Annotated in this window: 17 protein-coding genes and 1 tRNA gene; 11 read left to right on the top strand and 7 right to left on the bottom strand. The window is 62.1% G+C overall.

Annotated elements, in window-relative coordinates:
* Nucleotides 1-2: 2 nt before the first annotated feature.
* From ACDA63_RS08975 to ACDA63_RS08960, 4 genes are all read left to right on the top strand, one after another.
* On the top strand, nt 3-602 hold the full coding sequence (locus ACDA63_RS08975) for a LemA family protein (protein ID WP_373662883.1): 600 nt from the start codon (nt 3-5) through the stop codon (nt 600-602).
* A 7-nt stretch (nt 603-609) separates the two neighbouring features.
* Nucleotides 610-1,434, top strand: coding sequence for a YgcG family protein (locus ACDA63_RS08970; protein ID WP_373662882.1), 825 nt, complete (start codon nt 610-612; stop codon nt 1,432-1,434).
* Entirely contained in the window at nt 1,434-1,934 is a 501-nt protein-coding gene (locus ACDA63_RS08965; RefSeq protein WP_373662881.1) for a TPM domain-containing protein, read from the top strand. Before ACDA63_RS08970 ends, ACDA63_RS08965 begins: the two co-directional genes overlap by 1 nt.
* 206 nt (nt 1,935-2,140) lie before the next feature.
* Nucleotides 2,141-2,974, top strand: a complete 834-nt coding sequence (locus tag ACDA63_RS08960; RefSeq protein WP_373662880.1) for a class I SAM-dependent methyltransferase — start codon at nt 2,141-2,143, stop codon at nt 2,972-2,974.
* 89 nt (nt 2,975-3,063) lie between these two features.
* On the opposite strand, the gene ACDA63_RS08955 is transcribed toward ACDA63_RS08960, so the two are convergent.
* Nucleotides 3,064-5,859, bottom strand: coding sequence for a valine--tRNA ligase (locus ACDA63_RS08955; RefSeq protein ID WP_373662879.1), 2,796 nt, complete (start codon nt 5,857-5,859; stop codon nt 3,064-3,066).
* Nucleotides 5,860-6,148: 289 nt separating this feature from the next.
* On the opposite strand from ACDA63_RS08955, the gene ACDA63_RS08950 reads away from it, so the two are divergent.
* Nucleotides 6,149-6,616 carry a Dps family protein gene (locus tag ACDA63_RS08950; protein ID WP_373662878.1) on the top strand — a complete coding sequence of 156 codons (468 nt, stop codon included), beginning with the start codon at nt 6,149-6,151 and terminating at the stop codon, nt 6,614-6,616.
* A 452-nt stretch (nt 6,617-7,068) separates the two neighbouring features.
* Complete coding sequence (locus tag ACDA63_RS08945; protein WP_373662877.1) at nt 7,069-8,121, top strand: porin; 1,053 nt, start codon at nt 7,069-7,071, stop codon at nt 8,119-8,121.
* 136 nt (nt 8,122-8,257) lie between these two features.
* Here the strand turns inward: ACDA63_RS08945 and proB are convergent, their stop codons facing one another.
* The 4 genes from proB to rplU all read right to left on the bottom strand — a co-directional run bounded on the left by proB (nt 8,258) and on the right by rplU (nt 11,299).
* Nucleotides 8,258-9,388, bottom strand: coding sequence for a glutamate 5-kinase (gene proB / locus ACDA63_RS08940; RefSeq protein WP_373662876.1), 1,131 nt, complete (start codon nt 9,386-9,388; stop codon nt 8,258-8,260).
* Nucleotides 9,378-10,529, bottom strand: coding sequence for an Obg family GTPase CgtA (cgtA, locus tag ACDA63_RS08935; RefSeq protein WP_373662875.1), 1,152 nt, complete (start codon nt 10,527-10,529; stop codon nt 9,378-9,380). The genes proB and cgtA overlap by 11 nt, the downstream gene beginning before the upstream one ends.
* A gap of 168 nt (nt 10,530-10,697) precedes the next feature.
* On the bottom strand, nt 10,698-10,970 hold the full coding sequence (gene rpmA, locus ACDA63_RS08930) for a 50S ribosomal protein L27 (protein ID WP_373662874.1): 273 nt from the start codon (nt 10,968-10,970) through the stop codon (nt 10,698-10,700).
* A 17-nt stretch (nt 10,971-10,987) separates the two neighbouring features.
* The gene (gene rplU / locus ACDA63_RS08925; protein ID WP_373662935.1) at nt 10,988-11,299 is read right to left on the bottom strand and encodes a 50S ribosomal protein L21; all 312 of its coding nucleotides are present in this window, start codon (nt 11,297-11,299) and stop codon (nt 10,988-10,990) included.
* 219 nt (nt 11,300-11,518) lie between these two features.
* Between rplU and ACDA63_RS08920 the strand changes: the two genes are divergently transcribed.
* From ACDA63_RS08920 to ACDA63_RS08910, 3 genes are all read left to right on the top strand, one after another.
* A complete protein-coding gene (locus ACDA63_RS08920) occupies nt 11,519-12,487 on the top strand; it encodes a polyprenyl synthetase family protein (RefSeq protein ID WP_373662934.1) in 969 nt (322 codons plus the stop codon).
* Between the two features lie 18 nt (nt 12,488-12,505).
* Nucleotides 12,506-12,582, top strand: a tRNA-Pro gene (locus tag ACDA63_RS08915).
* A 141-nt stretch (nt 12,583-12,723) separates the two neighbouring features.
* Nucleotides 12,724-13,200, top strand: a complete 477-nt coding sequence (locus ACDA63_RS08910) for a peptidylprolyl isomerase (RefSeq protein ID WP_373662873.1) — start codon at nt 12,724-12,726, stop codon at nt 13,198-13,200.
* Between the two features lie 61 nt (nt 13,201-13,261).
* Here ACDA63_RS08910 and ACDA63_RS08905 read toward each other — a convergent pair whose 3' ends face one another.
* Nucleotides 13,262-13,804, bottom strand: coding sequence for a cob(I)yrinic acid a,c-diamide adenosyltransferase (locus ACDA63_RS08905; RefSeq protein WP_373662872.1), 543 nt, complete (start codon nt 13,802-13,804; stop codon nt 13,262-13,264).
* Nucleotides 13,805-13,886: 82 nt separating this feature from the next.
* On the bottom strand, nt 13,887-14,183 hold the full coding sequence (locus ACDA63_RS08900) for a hypothetical protein (RefSeq protein ID WP_373662871.1): 297 nt from the start codon (nt 14,181-14,183) through the stop codon (nt 13,887-13,889).
* A 290-nt stretch (nt 14,184-14,473) separates the two neighbouring features.
* On the opposite strand from ACDA63_RS08900, the gene ACDA63_RS08895 reads away from it, so the two are divergent.
* Entirely contained in the window at nt 14,474-16,702 is a 2,229-nt protein-coding gene (locus tag ACDA63_RS08895; protein WP_373662870.1) for a TonB-dependent receptor, read from the top strand.
* A 148-nt stretch (nt 16,703-16,850) separates the two neighbouring features.
* Nucleotides 16,851-17,528 (top strand): Fe2+-dependent dioxygenase, encoded by a 678-nt coding sequence (locus tag ACDA63_RS08890; protein WP_373662869.1) that lies wholly within the window; start codon nt 16,851-16,853, stop codon nt 17,526-17,528.
* Nucleotide 17,529 lies beyond the last annotated feature (1 nt).

Genomic DNA, 17,529 nt, shown 5'->3' with positions numbered 1-17,529 from the left:
TCATGCGCGTGAAGATGTTCGCTTTCCTGATGTTGCTGGTGACCATGCTCTCCGGCTGCGGCTATAACCAGATCCAGGCCAACGACGAGGCCGTCAAATCGTCATGGGCCGAAGTGCTCAACCAGTACAAGCGCCGGGCTGATCTGGTGCCGAACCTGGTCAACGTGGTCAAGGGCTATGCCGAGCACGAAAAAGAGGTGTTGACCCAGGTGACCGAGGCGCGCGCCAAGGTCGGCAGCATGCAGGTCACCCCGGAAGTGCTCAATGATCCAGCGGCGTTCGCGCGCTTCCAGCAGGCGCAGGGTGAGCTGTCGAGCGCCCTGTCGCGCCTGATGGTGGTCACCGAGAACTATCCCAACCTCAAGGCCGACGCCAGCTTCCGCGATCTGCAGGCGCAGCTCGAAGGCACCGAGAATCGCATCACTGTGGCGCGCAACCGCTATATCAAGGCGGTAGAGGCCTACAACGTGCATGTGCGCAGCTTTCCCACCAACCTGACCGCCAAGATGTTCGGCTACGACGTGAAGCCGAGCTTTACCGTCGACAACGAGAAGGCCATTTCCGATGCGCCGGCGGTGAACTTCGGTGGCAGTGGCAAGTAGGCCGGTGATGTCGATCGTTGCAGGGCGCGGCCTTGCGATGCCGACGGCGTTGCGCTGGTTGCTGGCGCTTTGCCTGTGCGCGGCGAGCGCCTTGTCCGTGGCGCAGGATCTCGCCGCCGTCCCGCCGCTCTCCGCGCACATTACCGACACGACCGGCACGCTGAGCGAGCCCGAACGCGCGGAACTCGAAGCCCGCCTGACTGCCATCGAGCAGCAGACCGGTAGCCAGGTGGCCGTGCTGATGGTGCCGACCACGCAGCCTGAAGACATCGCGGCATACGGCATCCGCGTGGCGGATGCATGGAAGGTCGGGCGCAAGAATGTCGATGACGGCGTCATCCTGATTCTCGCCAAGAATGACCGGCGCTTGCGCATCGAGGTCGGTCGCGGGCTGGAAGGTGCGATTCCCGATGCCATTGCGCGCCGGATCATCGCGGAGGCCATTGCCCCGAAGCTGCAGCGAGGCGATTTCCACGCCGGCATCGCGGCGGGCATCGAGCGCATCGCCGCGCAGATCGGTGGCGAAGGACTGCCGCCCCCGTCCGCGCAACGCGGGCAAGGCGATGGCCTGTCGCCGTTGTTCTGGCCGCTGCTGATTTTCGTCTTCTTCGTTGTCATATCCATCCTGCGCGGTGGCCGCCGCAGCAGCTACTACTCGTCCCGTAGCAACACCATGGGCGGCATCGCCACGGGCGCCATTCTCGATTCGATCGCCCGCAACGCCGGCCGCGGTCGCGGTGGATGGGGCGGCGGTGGCGGTTTTGGCGGTGGTGGAGGCTGGGGCGGCGGCGGTGGTGGTTTTGGTGGCGGCGGATCTTCGGGGAGTTGGTGATGAACTGGCTGATGCGCGTCTATCGACACGTGTGGGGCGGAGAGCGCGAAGCACGTCGTCTGTTTCCGCCCGACGTACTCGAGCACATCGAACAAGCGGTGGGGCGTTCGGAAACGCGGCATCGCGGCGAGTTGCGGATCCTCATCGAAGGCGGCGCCGGGATGGCCGGCGCAGCGCGTCGCATCGATGCACGGCAGCGGGCGCTCGCGTTCTTCTCGGATCTACGCGTATGGGATACCGCTGACAACAGCGGTGTGCTCATCTACCTGTTGCTGGCCGAGCACCGTATCGAAATCATCGCAGACCGCGGTATCGATGCGCGGGTGCCGGACGCCGTATGGGATGACATCGCCCGCACGGCAAGCGCCCATTTTCGCCAGGGACGGGCGGAGGCGGGCATGCTGGCGGTCATTGACGCGTGCACCGCACTGCTGGCCGAGCACTTTCCGGCACACGGGAACGATGTCAATGAACTGCCGGACGCGCCGATTGTGCTCTGAGTTCTCATGCTCGACGGCGGACCAAGAATGACGGGGCGCACGCGCCCCGTTTTTGTTGGGAGGGGCCGACCCCAGAGCGTCGTTACTTCGGGTCTATGCGAATCGCGTATCGCGCATCGATTTGATGACAATATCGGTCAGTACATCGTCATGAATGGTTGTGGCTGGGCAACCATGGTTTTGCGTTGAGGCCGGATACTCGCTGTTTGTTGCTGCTGCCGCAGGCGGCGCCAGACATTGGGGAAACATCGATGCAAATCTCCGTCAATCCTTACGAGTTGCCAGCCGCGCCGCGCGATTGCGAGTGCAAAATCTGTCGCGGTCATTCAGGCATCGTGGCGTTGATCGACGCCTCGCAGAGCAGTATCGACTTCAGGGCTGGAAAGAAGGTGGACCCCTATGTTGGAAAGCCGGTCTATTACTACCGTTGCCAGGCGTGTGGCTTCACGTTTACGCCGTACTTCGATACGTGGTCGGTCGATGATTTTGCTACCCACATCTACAACGCTGAATATGGCCCGCTCTATGATCCAGCTTATCTGGGTGCCCGGCCGCGCTACAATGCAAACATCATTTTCAACAGTTTTGGCAAGTGTCGCGAGAACCTGCGCGTTCTCGACTATGGCTCCGGCCTGGGCATGCTGGCAGATCTGTTGCGCGAAGGCGGTTGCGCCCGTACGGCCAGCTTCGATCCATTCACGCATGTAGAGCGCCCCGAGGGGGTATTCAACATGGTGACGAGCTTTGAGGTTTTCGAGCATTCGACGGACCCCGACACGCTCATGGCCGATGTCACGTCATTCGTCGCCGAGGATGGCGCGGTTCTTTTCAGCACGGTGTTGTGTACGCAGGCCCATATTGATCGTGGTCTGCAGAACTGGTGGTATTGCACGCCGCGCAATGGGCATGTGTCCTTCTACACCCCAGAGTCGTTGCGCATTCTGGCGCGTCGGTACGGGCTGGCTTTCCACAGTTTCGACGATGCCTACCATGCGTTCTATCGCCCCAGCCGATTGCCGATCTGGCTGAACGCGGTCTGATCCGACCAGGGGATGCCGCGAGGTCCTCGCGGGTAAAGAAAAACGGGGCGCAAGGCGCCCCGTTTTGTGACTGGCAAAGCGCTGCCGCGTCAGCCCAGCCGGGTGAGCTGTTCCTTGAGTTTGCCGAGGGTGGCTTCGAAATCCGCCAGCCGCTTCTTTTCTTGCTCTACGACGGCTGCCGGGGCTCGCGCGACGAAGCCTTCATTGCCGAGCTTGGCGCCGCATTTGGCGATTTCGCCCTCGATGCGTGCAACCTCCTTGCCCAGACGCTCGCGTTCAGCGGCGACGTCGACTTCGATTTTCAGCATCAGGCGGAAATCGCCGACCACCTGAACCGGTGCGGGCGAGGAGGGCAATTCCGCGCCGGTGGCAGTGACTTCAGACAGTTTGCCGAGGGCCGCCACGTAAGGGCCGACGAGCGTGACGGTGGCTTCGTCGCCTGCCACGAGCAGCGGCACCTTTTGCGCCGGGGAGAGGTTCATTTCGGCCCGCAGGCTGCGACAGGCGTTGATCATGTCCTTGAGCTGGGCCACGCGCGCCTCGGCATCTGCGTCGATGCGATCTTCTTGCGCGGTCGGATACGGCGCCACGCTGATCGAAGTAGTGTCCTTGCGGCCGGCCACGGTGGCGACGGTCTGCCACAGTTCTTCGGTGATGAACGGGATCAGCGGATGCGCCAGACGCAGGATCGCTTCGAGCACGCGTACCAGTGTGCGACGGGTGCCACGCTGCTGCGCTTCGTTGCCGCCGTTGATCTGCACCTTGGCCAGTTCGAGGTACCAGTCGCAGTACTCGTCCCATACCAGTTCATAGATCGTGCGCGCCGCCAGATCGAGACGGTATTCGGCGAAGTGGCGTGCGACTTCGGCTTCGGCCCGTTGCAGGCGGCTGACGATCCAGCGGTCGGCGAAGGAGAACTCACGATCGGATTCCGGCGCCAGGCCGCAGTCCTTGCCTTCGCAGTTCATCAGCACAAAGCGCGTGGCGTTCCACAGCTTGTTGCAGAAGTTGCGATAGCCCTCGCAACGATGCATGTCGAACTTGATGTCGCGGCCCGGACTGGCGAGCGAGGCGAAGGTGAAGCGCAGGGCGTCGGTGCCAAAGCCAGGGATGCCCTCGGGGTACTCCTTGCGCGTTTTCTTGGCGATGCTCTCGGCCTGCTTGGGATTCATCAGGCCCGTGGTGCGCTTGGCGACGAGGTCGTCCAGCGAGATGCCGTCGATCAGGTCGATCGGATCGAGCACGTTGCCCTTGGACTTGCTCATCTTCTGGCCTTCCGCGTCGCGGATCAGGCCGTGCACATATACATGCTTGAACGGAATCTTGCCGGTGATGTGGCAGGTCATCATGACCATGCGCGCCACCCAGAAGAAGATGATGTCGAAGCCGGTGACGAGCACTGTCGACGGCAGGTACAGATCAAGCGCCGGGTTGCTCTTGGCCGGCCATTCGGGCGTCCAGTCGAGCGTGGAGAAGGGCCACAGCGCCGACGAGTACCACGTATCGAGGACGTCATTGTCGCGCGTGAGGGCGCCGGTGTAGCCGTCGGCCGCGGCCAGTGCCTTGGCCTCGGCTTCGTCGTGGGCGACCCAGCATTGGCCGTTGTCCGCATACCAGGCTGGAATCTGGTGGCCCCACCACAACTGGCGCGAGATGCACCAGTCCTGCAGATTGCGCATCCAGGAGTAATAGGTGTTGACCCAGTTTTCGGGCACGAACTTGATCTGGCCGGTCTCGACGACTTCGAGCGCCTTCTGCGCGATGCTGGTGCCGTCCGGGCCGGCCTTGTTGACCGCCACGAACCATTGATCGGTGAGCATCGGCTCGATGACCACGCCGGTGCGGTCGCCACGCGGCACCTGCAAGGTGTGCGGCTTGACGCTGTCGAGCAGGCCCAGCGCTTCGAAATCGGCCACGATCTGCTTGCGCGCGTCAAAGCGATCCAGTCCGCGGTACTTCTCTGGCGCGTTGTCATTGATCCTGGCGTCGAGCGTGAGCACGCTGATCATCGGCAGGCCATGGCGCTGGCCGACGGCGTAGTCGTTGAAGTCGTGCGCCGGGGTGACCTTCACGCAGCCGGTGCCGAACTCGCGGTCGACGTATTCGTCGGCAATGATGGGAATCTCGCGGCCAGTCAGCGGCAGCGCGATCATCTTGCCGATGAGGTGCTGGTAGCGCTCGTCTTCCGGATGCACCATCACGGCAGTGTCGCCGAGCATGGTTTCCGGTCGCGTGGTGGCGACGGTCAGGTGGCCCGAGCCGTCGGCGAGCGGATAGTTGAGGTGCCAGAGGTGGCCGTTTTCTTCTTCCGAGACCACTTCAAGATCAGACACTGCGGTGCCGAGCACAGGGTCCCAATTGACCAGGCGCTTGCCGCGATAGATGAGCCCTTCGCGATGCAGGCGCACGAACGTTTCTGTCACGGTCTTCGACAGACCGGCGTCCATCGTGAAGCGTTCGCGCGACCAGTCGGGCGAGGTGCCGAGACGGCGCATCTGGCGCGTGATGGTGCTGCCGGAGTATTCCTTCCACTCCCACACCTTTTCAATGAACTTCTCACGGCCGAGGTCGTGGCGCGAGATGCCCTGCGCGTCGAGCTGACGCTCCACCACGATCTGGGTAGCGATGCCGGCATGGTCGGTGCCCGGCTGCCATAGCGTGTTTTCGCCGCGCATCCGGTGGTAGCGCGTGAGCGCGTCCATGATCGTCTGGTTGAACCCGTGCCCCATGTGCAGGGTGCCGGTGACGTTGGGCGGAGGCAGGAGAATGCAGAAGGCGTCGGGGTTGGCCGTGTTCAGGCCTGCCTTGAAATAACCGCCGGATTCCCATTGACCGTACCAGCGGGATTCAATTTCAGCAGGCTCGAAGCTCTTGGCTAGTTCCATGTGCGACTCAGGCGTTGGGGTTTTGCGTAGAACCCATCATTATACGGCAGGGCTTGGACTGGCGAAGGCGGCCACGCCGGCGTTTGTACGAAGCGCCCCGTGTTCGGCGCGCGGGGCCTGCGTCTCCGGTCCATTTGCCATATATCAATTTCGCGGAGCCACTGTCATCATGCCGGGAACTCTGGCTGTGGCAGCATATCTCCCCTTGAGTCCCTGATATTTCCGACGATCCCCCGGCGGATTTCGGGATATCGTCCTCGCATAGTCCAGTTACAACAGGAGAATGAATATGGATATCGATATCGGCATCGAAAAGAACGACCGCGCAGAGATCGCGGAAGGGCTCTCCAAGCTGTTGGCAGATACCTACACGCTGTATCTGAAGACCCACAACTTCCACTGGAACGTCACGGGCCCCATGTTCAACACGCTGCACCTCATGTTCGAGACGCAGTACACCGAACTGGCGCTGGCCGTCGATGCGATCGCCGAACGCATCCGCTCACTGGGGCACTATGCTCCGGGCACTTACGCGGCCTATGCGAAGCTGTCGTCCATTGCCGAGCCCGATGGCGTTCCGGCAGCGCAAGACATGATCAAGCAACTGGTGGAAGGCCAGGAAGCCGTCGTGCGCACCGCGCGCTCGTTGTTCGACGTCGTTGACGACGCGGGCGACGAAGCCACCGCGGACCTGCTCACGCAGCGTATTCAGCTGCACGAGAAGACCGCGTGGATGCTCCGCAGCCTGCTCGAATAATCCTGCGCAGGATCAATTTCTTCCCAAAAGCCCGCTTTCAGCGGGCTTTTTTTCGTGCTGTCAGAGAATCTGCTGAGGGTTGCGAGGGGATTGGCGCTACAAATTTCCGCTGATTTTCCTTCAATTGCGATTTGGGGCGGGTGAAACAAAAGCGCAAGCAAAGGAGACATATATCAATTTGCTCTGCTAGGCTGAAATCCAGTATCCATGCGGGTTTCGAGCGACGGAGGATGTTCTGGAGGCGATATTTTCGTGATGCAAATCGCCAACCGATGTTGCATCAATGCAACATCGTGGCGGCGAATTTTGACCTTCCTCAGCGGTTTGCTTGCTCCCAAAAATCCTACTTTGCAAAATCACCTCCGACTTCTCGATTGCGAGAGGTGGGACGAGTCAGTGTTCAGACGACCTACCAGCTGCGCTGCTCGATCTTCAACTGTGAGGAGAAACCTATGCAGAAAAAACTCATCGCCATGGCCATCGCCGGCCTGGCCGCCGTTCCGGCCTTTGCGCAATCCAACGTGACGATCTATGGCCGCGTTGACATGGGCTACCGTACTTTTACCAACGACGGCAAGGCGACGCTTCAAGACGAAGAGTCCTCCAACCGCTGGGGCATCCAGGGTGAAGAAGATCTGGGCGGTGGCCTGAAGGCTTTCTTCCAGTTGGAAAACCGCTTCTATCTGGACAACGGTAACCAAAACACCACCCGTCAGTGGAAGGACAAGGCCTGGGTTGGCCTGAAGCACAACAACCTGGGTGCTGTGTCGTTCGGTCGCGTGGCTTCCGCAGCCTACTCGCTGTATGGCGGCGCGTACGAAGCTTTCGGTGGTGACACCATCGGCTCCATGCCGAACCGTCGTGGTAAGCGCACCGACAACTGGGACAACGCAGCCAAGTACGAATCGCCGAACTTCGGTGGCGTGTTCAAGGCTGTTGCGACCCTGGGTCTGGGCGAAAACAACCCCGCCAACAACGAAACCCGCTACGGCATCGGTGGTCAGCTGACCCTGGGCGACTTCAAGGCTGAAGCCCTGTACCAGAAGGACACGCTGAACGACACGCCGGCCGCTGCTGGCGCTGCTGGTTCGGGCGCTGGCGCTTCCCCGTGGAAGACCTGGTTCGTGACCGCCAACTACAACTTCAAGGTTGTTGAAATCTTCGGCGGCTACACCGAATCCAAGGGCTACAACGTTCCGGCTCTGCAAAACGACGGCGCCAAGTACAAGGTCTACCAAGCTGGTTTCCGCGTGCCGGTTGGCGCCGGTACCGTCATGGGTAACGCCGGTCGCATCACCGAGCGTGCTGCTGACTCCGCTGGCGGCGCCAAGAAGGAGCCGCTGACCCACTACGCTCTGGGCTACTGGTACAACCTGTCCAAGCGCACGATCCTGATGGCGAACCTGTCGTACGAACGCCAAAAGAACGGCTTCACCGACGCGAACAGCGCCACCAAGGCTGACAACAGCTTCGGTACCGAAGTGGCGATCCGCCACACGTTCTAATCGCGCAAGCGCTTAGGAATGGCTTACGGCGGGCACCTTCGGGTGCCCGTTTTTTGTCTACCGCCGTATGAATTGCGTGGCGTGAACAAAACAAAGGCGCCCAAGGGCGCCTTTGTTCTTGCCGCGGTCGAGACGACTACCGTGCAAAGAGGTTGTCGCGGTGGATGAGTTCGGCTTCATCCACGTAGCCGAGAATATCTTCGATATCCCGCGAAGAGTGACGCACGATGCGACGCGCCTCGGAGCTAGGATAATTCACCAGCCCGCGAGCGATCTCGCGTCCTTCGAGGTCTACGCACGCGACGACCGCCCCGCGCTCGAACTCGCCTTCGACCGCTACGACGCCGATGGGCAGGACGCTCGCGCCATTACGTAGTGCGCGCTCCGCGCCGTCGTCCAGTACGAGACTGCCGGCAAGCTGGAGATGATCGGCCAGCCACTGTTTACGTGCGGCCAGCGGAGTGCTGGTCGCATGCAGTAGCGTGCCGAGCGATTCGCCGTGCGCCACGCGGAGCAGGGCGTCGGTCTCGCGACCGCTGGCGATGAGCGTATGCGCCCCGCTGCGGGCTGCGCGTTGTGCCGCGCGGACCTTGGTGATCATGCCGCCCCGCGAAATGCCTGAGCCTGCTCCGCCAGCCATGGCTTCGTAGGCGTTGTCTTCGGCCTTGCCGTTGGATATGAGGCGAGCCTCCGGGTCCTTGCGTGGGTCCGCGGTGTACAAGCCTTGCTGGTCGGTGAGGATGATCAAGGCTTCGGCTTCGACGAGATTGGCGACGAGTGCGCCGAGCGTGTCGTTGTCGCCGAACTTGATCTCATCAGTGACCACGGTGTCGTTCTCGTTGATGATCGGCACGACGCCAAGTTCGAGCAACGTGGCCAGCGTGCTGCGCGCATTGAGGTAGCGCAGCCGGTCGGCCAAATCGGCGTGGGTCAGAAGGATTTGCGCCGTCGTCAGACCAAACTCGGCGAAGATGCCTTCGTAGGCCTGTGCCAGACCCATCTGGCCTACTGCGGCGGCAGCCTGCAGGGCGTGTGTTTCTTTCGGGCGGCTCGTCCAGCCCAGGCGCTTGATGCCTGCCGCGATGGCGCCGCTCGAGACGAAGACGATCTCTTTGCCCTCGGCGCGCAGTTGGGCGATCTGACGCCCCCAGTCGCGGATGGCTGCGAGGTCAAGCCCTTCGCCATTATTGGTGACCAGCGCACTGCCGACCTTGATGACCAGTCGACGCGCCGAGGCTACGTCTTTCCGGCCGGCCTCAAGGGGCATAGATGATCTCTCCTTCGAAGTCGTCATCATCGTCGTCTTCATCTTCGTCGGCATCGTCGTCCTCGCCGGACGCGGCAATTGCCAGAGGGCCACCCGCGATTGCGGCGAGCTTTTCCTCGTCGGTCATGCGAGGCTGCGCATCGAGATGGTCCTGCACCGCGAAGCACAGTTCGCGAACGCCTTCGGATTGCATGCCCGAGATAGCGAACCAGCGCTCCGTCTCGCCGTACGCATCCAGGAAAGCGCGGATGCGCTCTTCGCGCTCGTCGGCCGGGATCAGGTCGATCTTGTTGAGAACCAGCCAGCGCGGCTTTTTCCAGAGGTTTTCGTCGTACTTGCGCAGTTCATCGACAATCGCCTGCGCTTCATGCACCGGATCGGCCGCAGGATCGAACGGCGCCAGATCGACCAGGTGCAACAGCAAGTGCGTGCGCTGCAGGTGGCGCAGGAAGCGGTGCCCCAGGCCGGCGCCTTCGGCCGCGCCTTCGATCAAGCCGGGGACGTCGGCGATGACAAAACTGCGGCCTTCGTCGGTGCGCACGACGCCCAGGTTCGGTTGCAGCGTCGTGAAGGGGTAGTCGGCCACTTTCGGCTTGGCCGCCGAGACTGCGCGGATGAAGGTGGACTTGCCTGCGTTGGGCATGCCGAGCAGACCGACGTCGGCCAGCACCTTGAGCTCCAGCGACAAGGTGAAGCGCTCGCCCGGCTCACCCGGTGTCTTCTGGCGCGGGGCGCGGTTCGTGCTGGACTTGAAGTGAATGTTGCCCAGGCCCCCCCTGCCTCCGCGCGCGAGCAGGATCTGCTTGCCGTCGTAATCGAGGTCGCCGACGAGTTCGCCGGTTTCCTTGTTGCGTACGACGGTGCCGACCGGCATGCGCAGGATCTTGTCGTCGCCGCCCTTGCCGTAGCAGTCCTTATTGCCGCCTTTTTCGCCGTTCTGTGCGTGGAAGGTGCGCGTGTAGCGGAAGTCCACCAGCGTGTTGAGGTTGCGATCAGCGACGGCGAATACGCTGCCGCCGCGGCCGCCGTCTCCCCCGTCGGGGCCGCCCTTGGGAATGAATTTTTCACGCCTGAACGAGGCGTTGCCGTTGCCGCCATCGCCTGCGATGACCTCGATACGGGCCTCGTCGAAGAATTTCATGGTGCAGAACCTGGATGAATATGTAGATCGGATGCTGCCCTGTGGAGGGCCTGTGGGGGCATCTCCGGAATGCACTGTCCGGCTGGTGCCGGGCAGCGCCCTCGGGGGATGCTCCAAACAAAAAAGCCCTACCGCAAGGATAGGGCTTTTTGTTGCGGCAGGTGCAGATCAGGCAGCTTGCTGCTCGACCGGCACGATGCGCACGGTACGGCGACGTTGCGCGCCCTTGACCAGAAATTCCACGCGGCCGTCGATCAGCGCGAACAGGGTGTGATCCTTGCCGATGCCGACGTTCTCGCCCGGGTGGTATTCGGTGCCGCGCTGACGCACCAGGATGTTGCCCGCGAGGACTTCCTGACCGCCGTAGCGCTTGACGCCAAGTCGTTTCGATTCCGATTCGCGGCCGTTACGCGAACTGCCGCCAGCTTTTTTGTGTGCCATGGCCTATGTGCTCCTGCTTAAGCCGAAATCGCTTCGATGCGGATTTCGGTGTAGTTCTGACGGTGGCCCTGATGCTTCTGGTAGTGCTTGCGACGGCGCATCTTGAAGATCTTGACCTTGTCGTGACGGCCTTGCGAAAGCACGGTGGCTTTCACCGTCGCGCCGGAAACCAGGGGCGCGCCGATCTTCACCGATTCGCCTTCACCAACCAGCAGAACCTGGTCGATGGTGATTTCTGCGCCAACGTCTGCCGGTATCTGTTCTATTTTCAGTTTTTCGCCAGCGGCAACGCGATACTGCTTGCCACCGGTTTTTATGACCGCGTACATGTTGGACTCCATAATTGACTGACGCGCAAGAACAATTCCCTGCGCTCGCCGCATTGGAAAAGCCATGGGCCTTCCACTGCGAAGCTCGCGAGTATCGCAGGCGAGATACCTCGTGTCAACTCAAGCACTTGCGCTCCGGTTCAGGCAGCGACCTTGACGCTGTCTCGCGCCCACCCATAACATTCCGCTTCTTTGACCAACCTCACCGGCCTTCAAGCTTTGTCGCTCGACCAGCTCTACGCACCCATTGAGGCCGACATGCGCGCCGTCGACGGCGTCATTCGCGCCCGCCTGCATTCAGACGTCGTGCTCATTCGCCAGGTGGCGGAATACATCATTGGCGCCGGCGGCAAACGCCTGCGCCCGGCGCTCCTGCTGTTCGTCGCGAACGCGATGGGTTATCGCGGCACGCACCATCACGAACTGGCCGCAGTCATCGAGCTGATTCATACCTCGACGTTGTTGCATGACGATGTCGTCGACGAATCCGAACTGCGTCGTGGCCGCAGTACCGCCAACGCCATGTTCGGCAACTCGGCCGCGGTGCTGGTGGGCGATTTTCTGTATTCGCGCTCTTTCCAGATGATGGTGAGCGTCGACGACATGCGCGTGCAGCGCGTGTTGGCCCACGCGACCAACGTGATTGCCGAAGGCGAAGTGCTGCAACTGCTGAACGTCCATAACGCGGACGTTTCGGTTGAAGACTACATGCGCGTGATCCACTATAAGACAGCCATGCTGTTCGAAGCGGCCACGCGACTGGGCGCCATTCTTGGCGGAGCGGACGAAGACGGGCAGGAACGCATGGCCGTGTTCGGCCGCCACATCGGTACCGCATTCCAGCTCATCGACGATGTGCTGGATTACTCGGGCGATGAGGCCGCGACCGGCAAGCATCTGGGGGACGATCTCGCCGAAGGCAAGCCGACCCTGCCGCTGATCCATGCGATGCAGGCGGGTACGCCGGAGCAGGCGGCCGCGGTTCGCCGCGCAATTGAAGGTGGTGGACGCGACGAGTTCGCTGCCATCATGGATTCGATCCGCGCGACCGATGCGCTGGCAGTCACTGCCGGCTACGCGCGCGCCGAAGCCGACAAGGCAAAGGCCGCACTTTCTTCACTTCCTGCTTCCGTTTTCAAAGAGTCGCTGCTACAATTATGCGACTTTGCAGTTGCGAGAGATTACTGACGCTTGCAACGCAACAAACGGGGTGTAGCTTAGCCTGGTAGAGCGCTACGTTCGGGACGTAGAGGCCGGAGGTTCGAATCCTCTCACCCCGACCAGGTTTCCCTTGCAGTACAAGCAAAAAGGCCGCTCAGACTGAGCGGCCTTTTTCTTTTTCCGCGTCTGTCGCAGCAAGGGCGCCCCCGCACCACTGTCTGCGCGACAATCGCGCCTGTGTTCAATTCGACCGAGATCCGCGTATGAAAATCGCCAAGGACACCGCTGTCACCATTACTTTCAAGGTTGCCGACGTCAATGGCTCGGCCATCGAGCAGACCCGCGAGCCTGTTGCCTATCTGCACGGCGGATACGGCAATCTGCTGCCCAAGATAGAAGAGGCGCTCGAAGGGCAGGAGGCTGGCTTCCAGACCACGCTGACACTGACGCCTGAAGACGGCTTTGGCGTGCGCGATCCCGCGTTGGAAACGACGATGCCCAAGGCCGAATTTCCTCCCGGCGTAAAGGTCGGCGGGCAGATCGAGCGCCCGGGGCCGGACGGTGCTCCGCGTGTCTACACCGTGGCGAAGATCAAGGGCCCCGTCGTGCTGCTGGATGGCAATCATCCACTGGCCGGCTACACGCTGCGCTTTGCCGTCAAGGTGGTATCGGTGCGCGCGGCCAGTGCCGAAGAAGTCGCGCACGGCCACGTTCACGGTGATCACGGTCACCACCACTGATCAGTGCCAGAAGGCACATGGCGGCCGTAGTGCCGCCATTTTCCAACCGACGGCAGCCGGCTCAGCGACGCTCCCACAGCACATCGGCAACGCCGGCTTCGCGATTGATCCAACGCCCCAGGACGAACAACAGGTCCGAGGCGCGATTCAGATACTGGCGCACCGGTGCGCCGATTTCTTCATTCTCCGATAGCTGGACCACTGAGCGTTCCGCCCGCCGTGCGACGGTGCGCGCCAAGTGAGCCAGCGCCGCAGCGCGCGATCCGCCGGGGAGGATGAATTCCTTGAGCGGAGGCAGTACGGCATTGAACGTCGCGAGATCGGCTTCGAGCCGCGCCACGTGCGCCTCGCTGACCATGGTGTAGCCGGGCACGGCGATTTCTCCGCCAAGATCGAACAGTTCGTTCTGCATCCGCACCAGTGTCACCCGTGCGCTGTCCGGGAGGCTCTCGCACAGCAGTACACCAATGCACGAATTCAGCTCATCGACATCACCAAGAGCGTGGATGCGCGCACTGTTTTTCCGCGTGCGCGTGCCATCGCCCAAGCCGGTGCTGCCATCGTCACCAGTGCGTGTCGTGATGCGGGAAAGTCGGTTTGCCATGCCTGTTCTCTCTTGGGTCGAAGGGCAGGGCATTGTCGCCCGGCGGCTGCAGGCGCGCCATGGTGCCGGAATGCCCCACCGGTTAGCCGTGGGCAGGCTGGCGCTTGTCCCAGCCGAGCTGGACGAGCGCCGCGACGAGCTGGCGCGTCGCTTCCGGTTTGGCAAGTTCACCGCACAAGTTGAAGCGATTGGCGGGGAGCAGTGCCGAGCGTGCGGGGCCGGCGTCGCCACGATACTCGTACAGGTAGAGGCCACGGCCCTGCTCGTCGGTGCCGACGACGCCGTATCGCGTACTGCCGGCGATGCCGCGAATCCACCAGGTCCAGCGTGGGGCCAGGCCGCTCGGGCAAAAACTGGTCGATTCGATCTCGAACATCATGACAATGGGGTGGCGGGAGCGCCGCGGATTATCCGGGTATACGCCTAAAGTTGTCATGCTAAGCGCTTACTTGTCACCCAAATTTGCACATCTCCCTCGATTGCGGCTGATCGTCTGAGCGGTCGATCTCCATCTGCGATACCCCATCGTGTTGCGTTGCTGCAACAAATAGCACCGATCTATTTGTTTGCGTTTGACGCATAACATTACAAATAGCAATAATTCGCATTATCAAAATTAACAACGACCGTCGCCAAACACGACCGGCGGCAGCAGCTCACGGAGAGAAGATGAAATACCCGCACGAGGTACTGCAGTTCGCGCCCTCGCGACTGCTCACGGCCATGGCGGCGGGGGCCGCGATGGCGAGCCCCATGGCTTACGCCCAACAGGCGCCGGCCAATGCACCGGTGGCCCAGCAGGATGCGCAAGCCGAATCCGCCGACAAGGTGCTGCCCACCATCAACGTGAAAGGGCAGGCAGAAGTCGAGGCCAAGACGTATCAGCCCGGGGTGACCACCATCGGCAAGGTGCCAACGCTGCCGCGCGACGTGCCCCAGACACTGAACATCATGAATGAATCGCTGCTGCTCGATCGCGGCGTCGATTCGATGAAGCAGGCGCTGGCCGGGGTTGCGGGCATTACCTTCAACGCGGCCGAGGGCGGTACGCCCGGCGGCGACAACATCAACATCCGCGGTTTCACCGCGCGCGGCGACTTCTACATGGATGGCATGCGAGACGCCAGCACGTACAGCCGCGACATCTTCAACGACGAGCGGATCGAAGTGCTCAAGGGCCCGGCCTCGATGCTGTTCGGTCGCGGTTCGACCGGCGCGGTCATCAACCAGGTGTCCAAGTCGCCGATGCTCATCGACACGGGGCGCGTCGCGGTGACTGCGGGTCAGTATTCGTATGGCCGCGCCACGGTCGATGTGAACAAGGTGACCGGCGAAGATGCCGCGTTCCGCCTCAATGCCATGGTGCAGGACTCCGATTCCGCCCGCGAAGGCGTGACGAGCAAGCGCTACGGTTTCGCGCCGAGCTTCCGCTGGGGGATCGGCACGCGCGACGAATTCCAGGTTTCGTACTATCACCTGAACTACGACAACACCCCCGACCTTGGTTTTGGCTGGTTCCAGGGCAGACCGGTGGATGCGGCCGCCGACAAGTTCTACGGCTTCGCCAACTATGACTACCAGAAGGACTCGGCCGATGTGGCCACGGCCAACTGGACGCACCGCTTCGACAAGGACACCACGCTGACCACTGCGCTGCGCGTCGGCCAGTACACGCGCGATCTGTTCGCCACCCAGGCGACGCTCCCCAGCGGCACGACCTCGATCAACGACAACACCACCGTCAACCGCGCTACACAACCGGCCAACAACCCGGCGGGCGAGAACACCAACGTGTATCTGCAGAGCACCTACGTGACGCGCGCCGATTTCTGGGGCATGGGGCATCAACTGGTCGGCGGCATCGACTTCGGCAACGAGGACGTTCAGAACTACACGTACACCATGCGGGCCACCCGACCGTCCACTACGTTCGGCAACCCCGACACGATGGCGCAGATCGGTCCGCGCGGCGACAAGGTCAAGTCCAACAAGTACAAGGACACGTCGATCGGCGTCTTCGGGCAGGACACGCTGGAGCTGACCAAGCAGTGGAAGCTGTTGCTCGGCCTGCGTTACGACTACTTCAACGCCGACTACATTTCGCCGCCGCCCAATACGCCGAATGCCATCGGCACACAGTACGGGCGCACCGATCGTCTGTGGAGCTACCGCAGCGGCCTGATCTATCAACCAAGCGACACGCAGTCGTACTACGTCTCGATTGGCAACTCGTACAACACCTCGGGCGATCTCTATCAGTTCGACGCACGCGGCGCCAACACGCCGCCGGAAGAGAGCCGCAACTACGAAATCGGCGGCAAGTGGGAACTGTTCGGCGGCGACCTGTCCTTGTCGGCCGCGATTTTCCGCACCGAGAAGTTCAACGAGCGCAATACCGACCCGGACACGACTTCGACCAACTACCTGCTGTCGGGCAAGCGTCACACCAACGGCCTTGAACTCTCTGCCTCCGGCAACATCACGCCGGACTGGCAGGTGTACCTGTCATACACGCTGCAGAGCGCGCGCATCGATGCTTCCAACGCGCCGGCATCCGTCGGGCAGCGTCCGGGCAACACGCCGATCTACGCGGGCAATCTCTGGACGACGTACCGACTCACGCCGAAGTGGAGAATCGGCGGCGGCGTCGAACGCATGAGCCAGCGTACGCCGCCCGACGTCGTCGGTGCCGGTGTGAGCACCTGGGGCGGCAACACCAACGTCGCGCCGGCCTACACGCGCTATGACGCGCTCATTGAGTACGACGAGCAGGATTACGCCCTCAAGCTCAACATCCTGAACCTGACCAACAAGGTCTACTGGGATGCGCTCTACCGCGGCCACGCCGTGCCGGGCCAGGCCCGCACCGTGCTGCTGACGGGCGAATACAAGTGGTAAATGCTGCACGCTGAAAAGGCGTGCCACCTATGCGGCCCCGCGTCGAACTGGCGCGGGGCCGTTCTGTTTGGCGTAACGCCGGATGCGTGCCGTCATTGCGCGCGCTAAGCTCCGGCCTGGATCGAGACGAACGAAGCGGAGAACAACGATGCTGCTGCATGTGCCCAATGTCCTGAGCGCCGAAGAGCTCGCCGAGTTGCGTGGACTGCTGTCGCGCACGCAATGGGCCGACGGCCGTATTACCGCGGGCAGCCAGTCGGGGCAGGTCAAGTACAACATGCAGGTGCCCGAGGGGGCTGCGGAACTACCCGTCGCGCGCGAGATCGTCTTGCGCGCCATGGAGCGCAACGGATTGCTGTTCTCGGGCGCGTTGCCGTTCCGTACCTTTCCGCCGCTGTTCAATCGCTACGGCAACGGCATGCACTTTGGCGCCCACGTGGACAAGTCGGTACGTGTGCTGCCGGGCATTCCGCCGGTACGCACGGACGTCTCGGCGACGTTGTTCCTGGCCGACCCCGAAAGCTACGACGGCGGTGAGCTGGTGATCCAGGACACCTACGGCGAGCACTCCATCAAGCTGCCGGCCGGCGACATGATTGTCTATCCGGGCACGAGCCTGCACCGTGTCGAGCCGGTCACACGGGGCGAACGCCTGGCGTGCTTCACGTGGATGCAGAGCATGGTGCGAGACGACAACAAACGCGCGCTGCTGTTCGAAATGGACATGGCCATCGCCACCCTGCGCGGGCAGATCGGCGACGTCGAAGCACTCATCAGCCTGACCTCGAACTACCACAACCTTCTGCGCATGTGGGCCGAGGTCTGAT

It is taken from the genome of Uliginosibacterium sp. sgz301328, from assembly GCF_041807905.1.
Classification (GTDB): domain Bacteria; phylum Pseudomonadota; class Gammaproteobacteria; order Burkholderiales; family Rhodocyclaceae; genus JBGVSA01.
The sequence above is the reverse complement of the archived record's forward strand: the minus strand, read 5'-3'. Positions and strand labels throughout refer to the sequence as shown.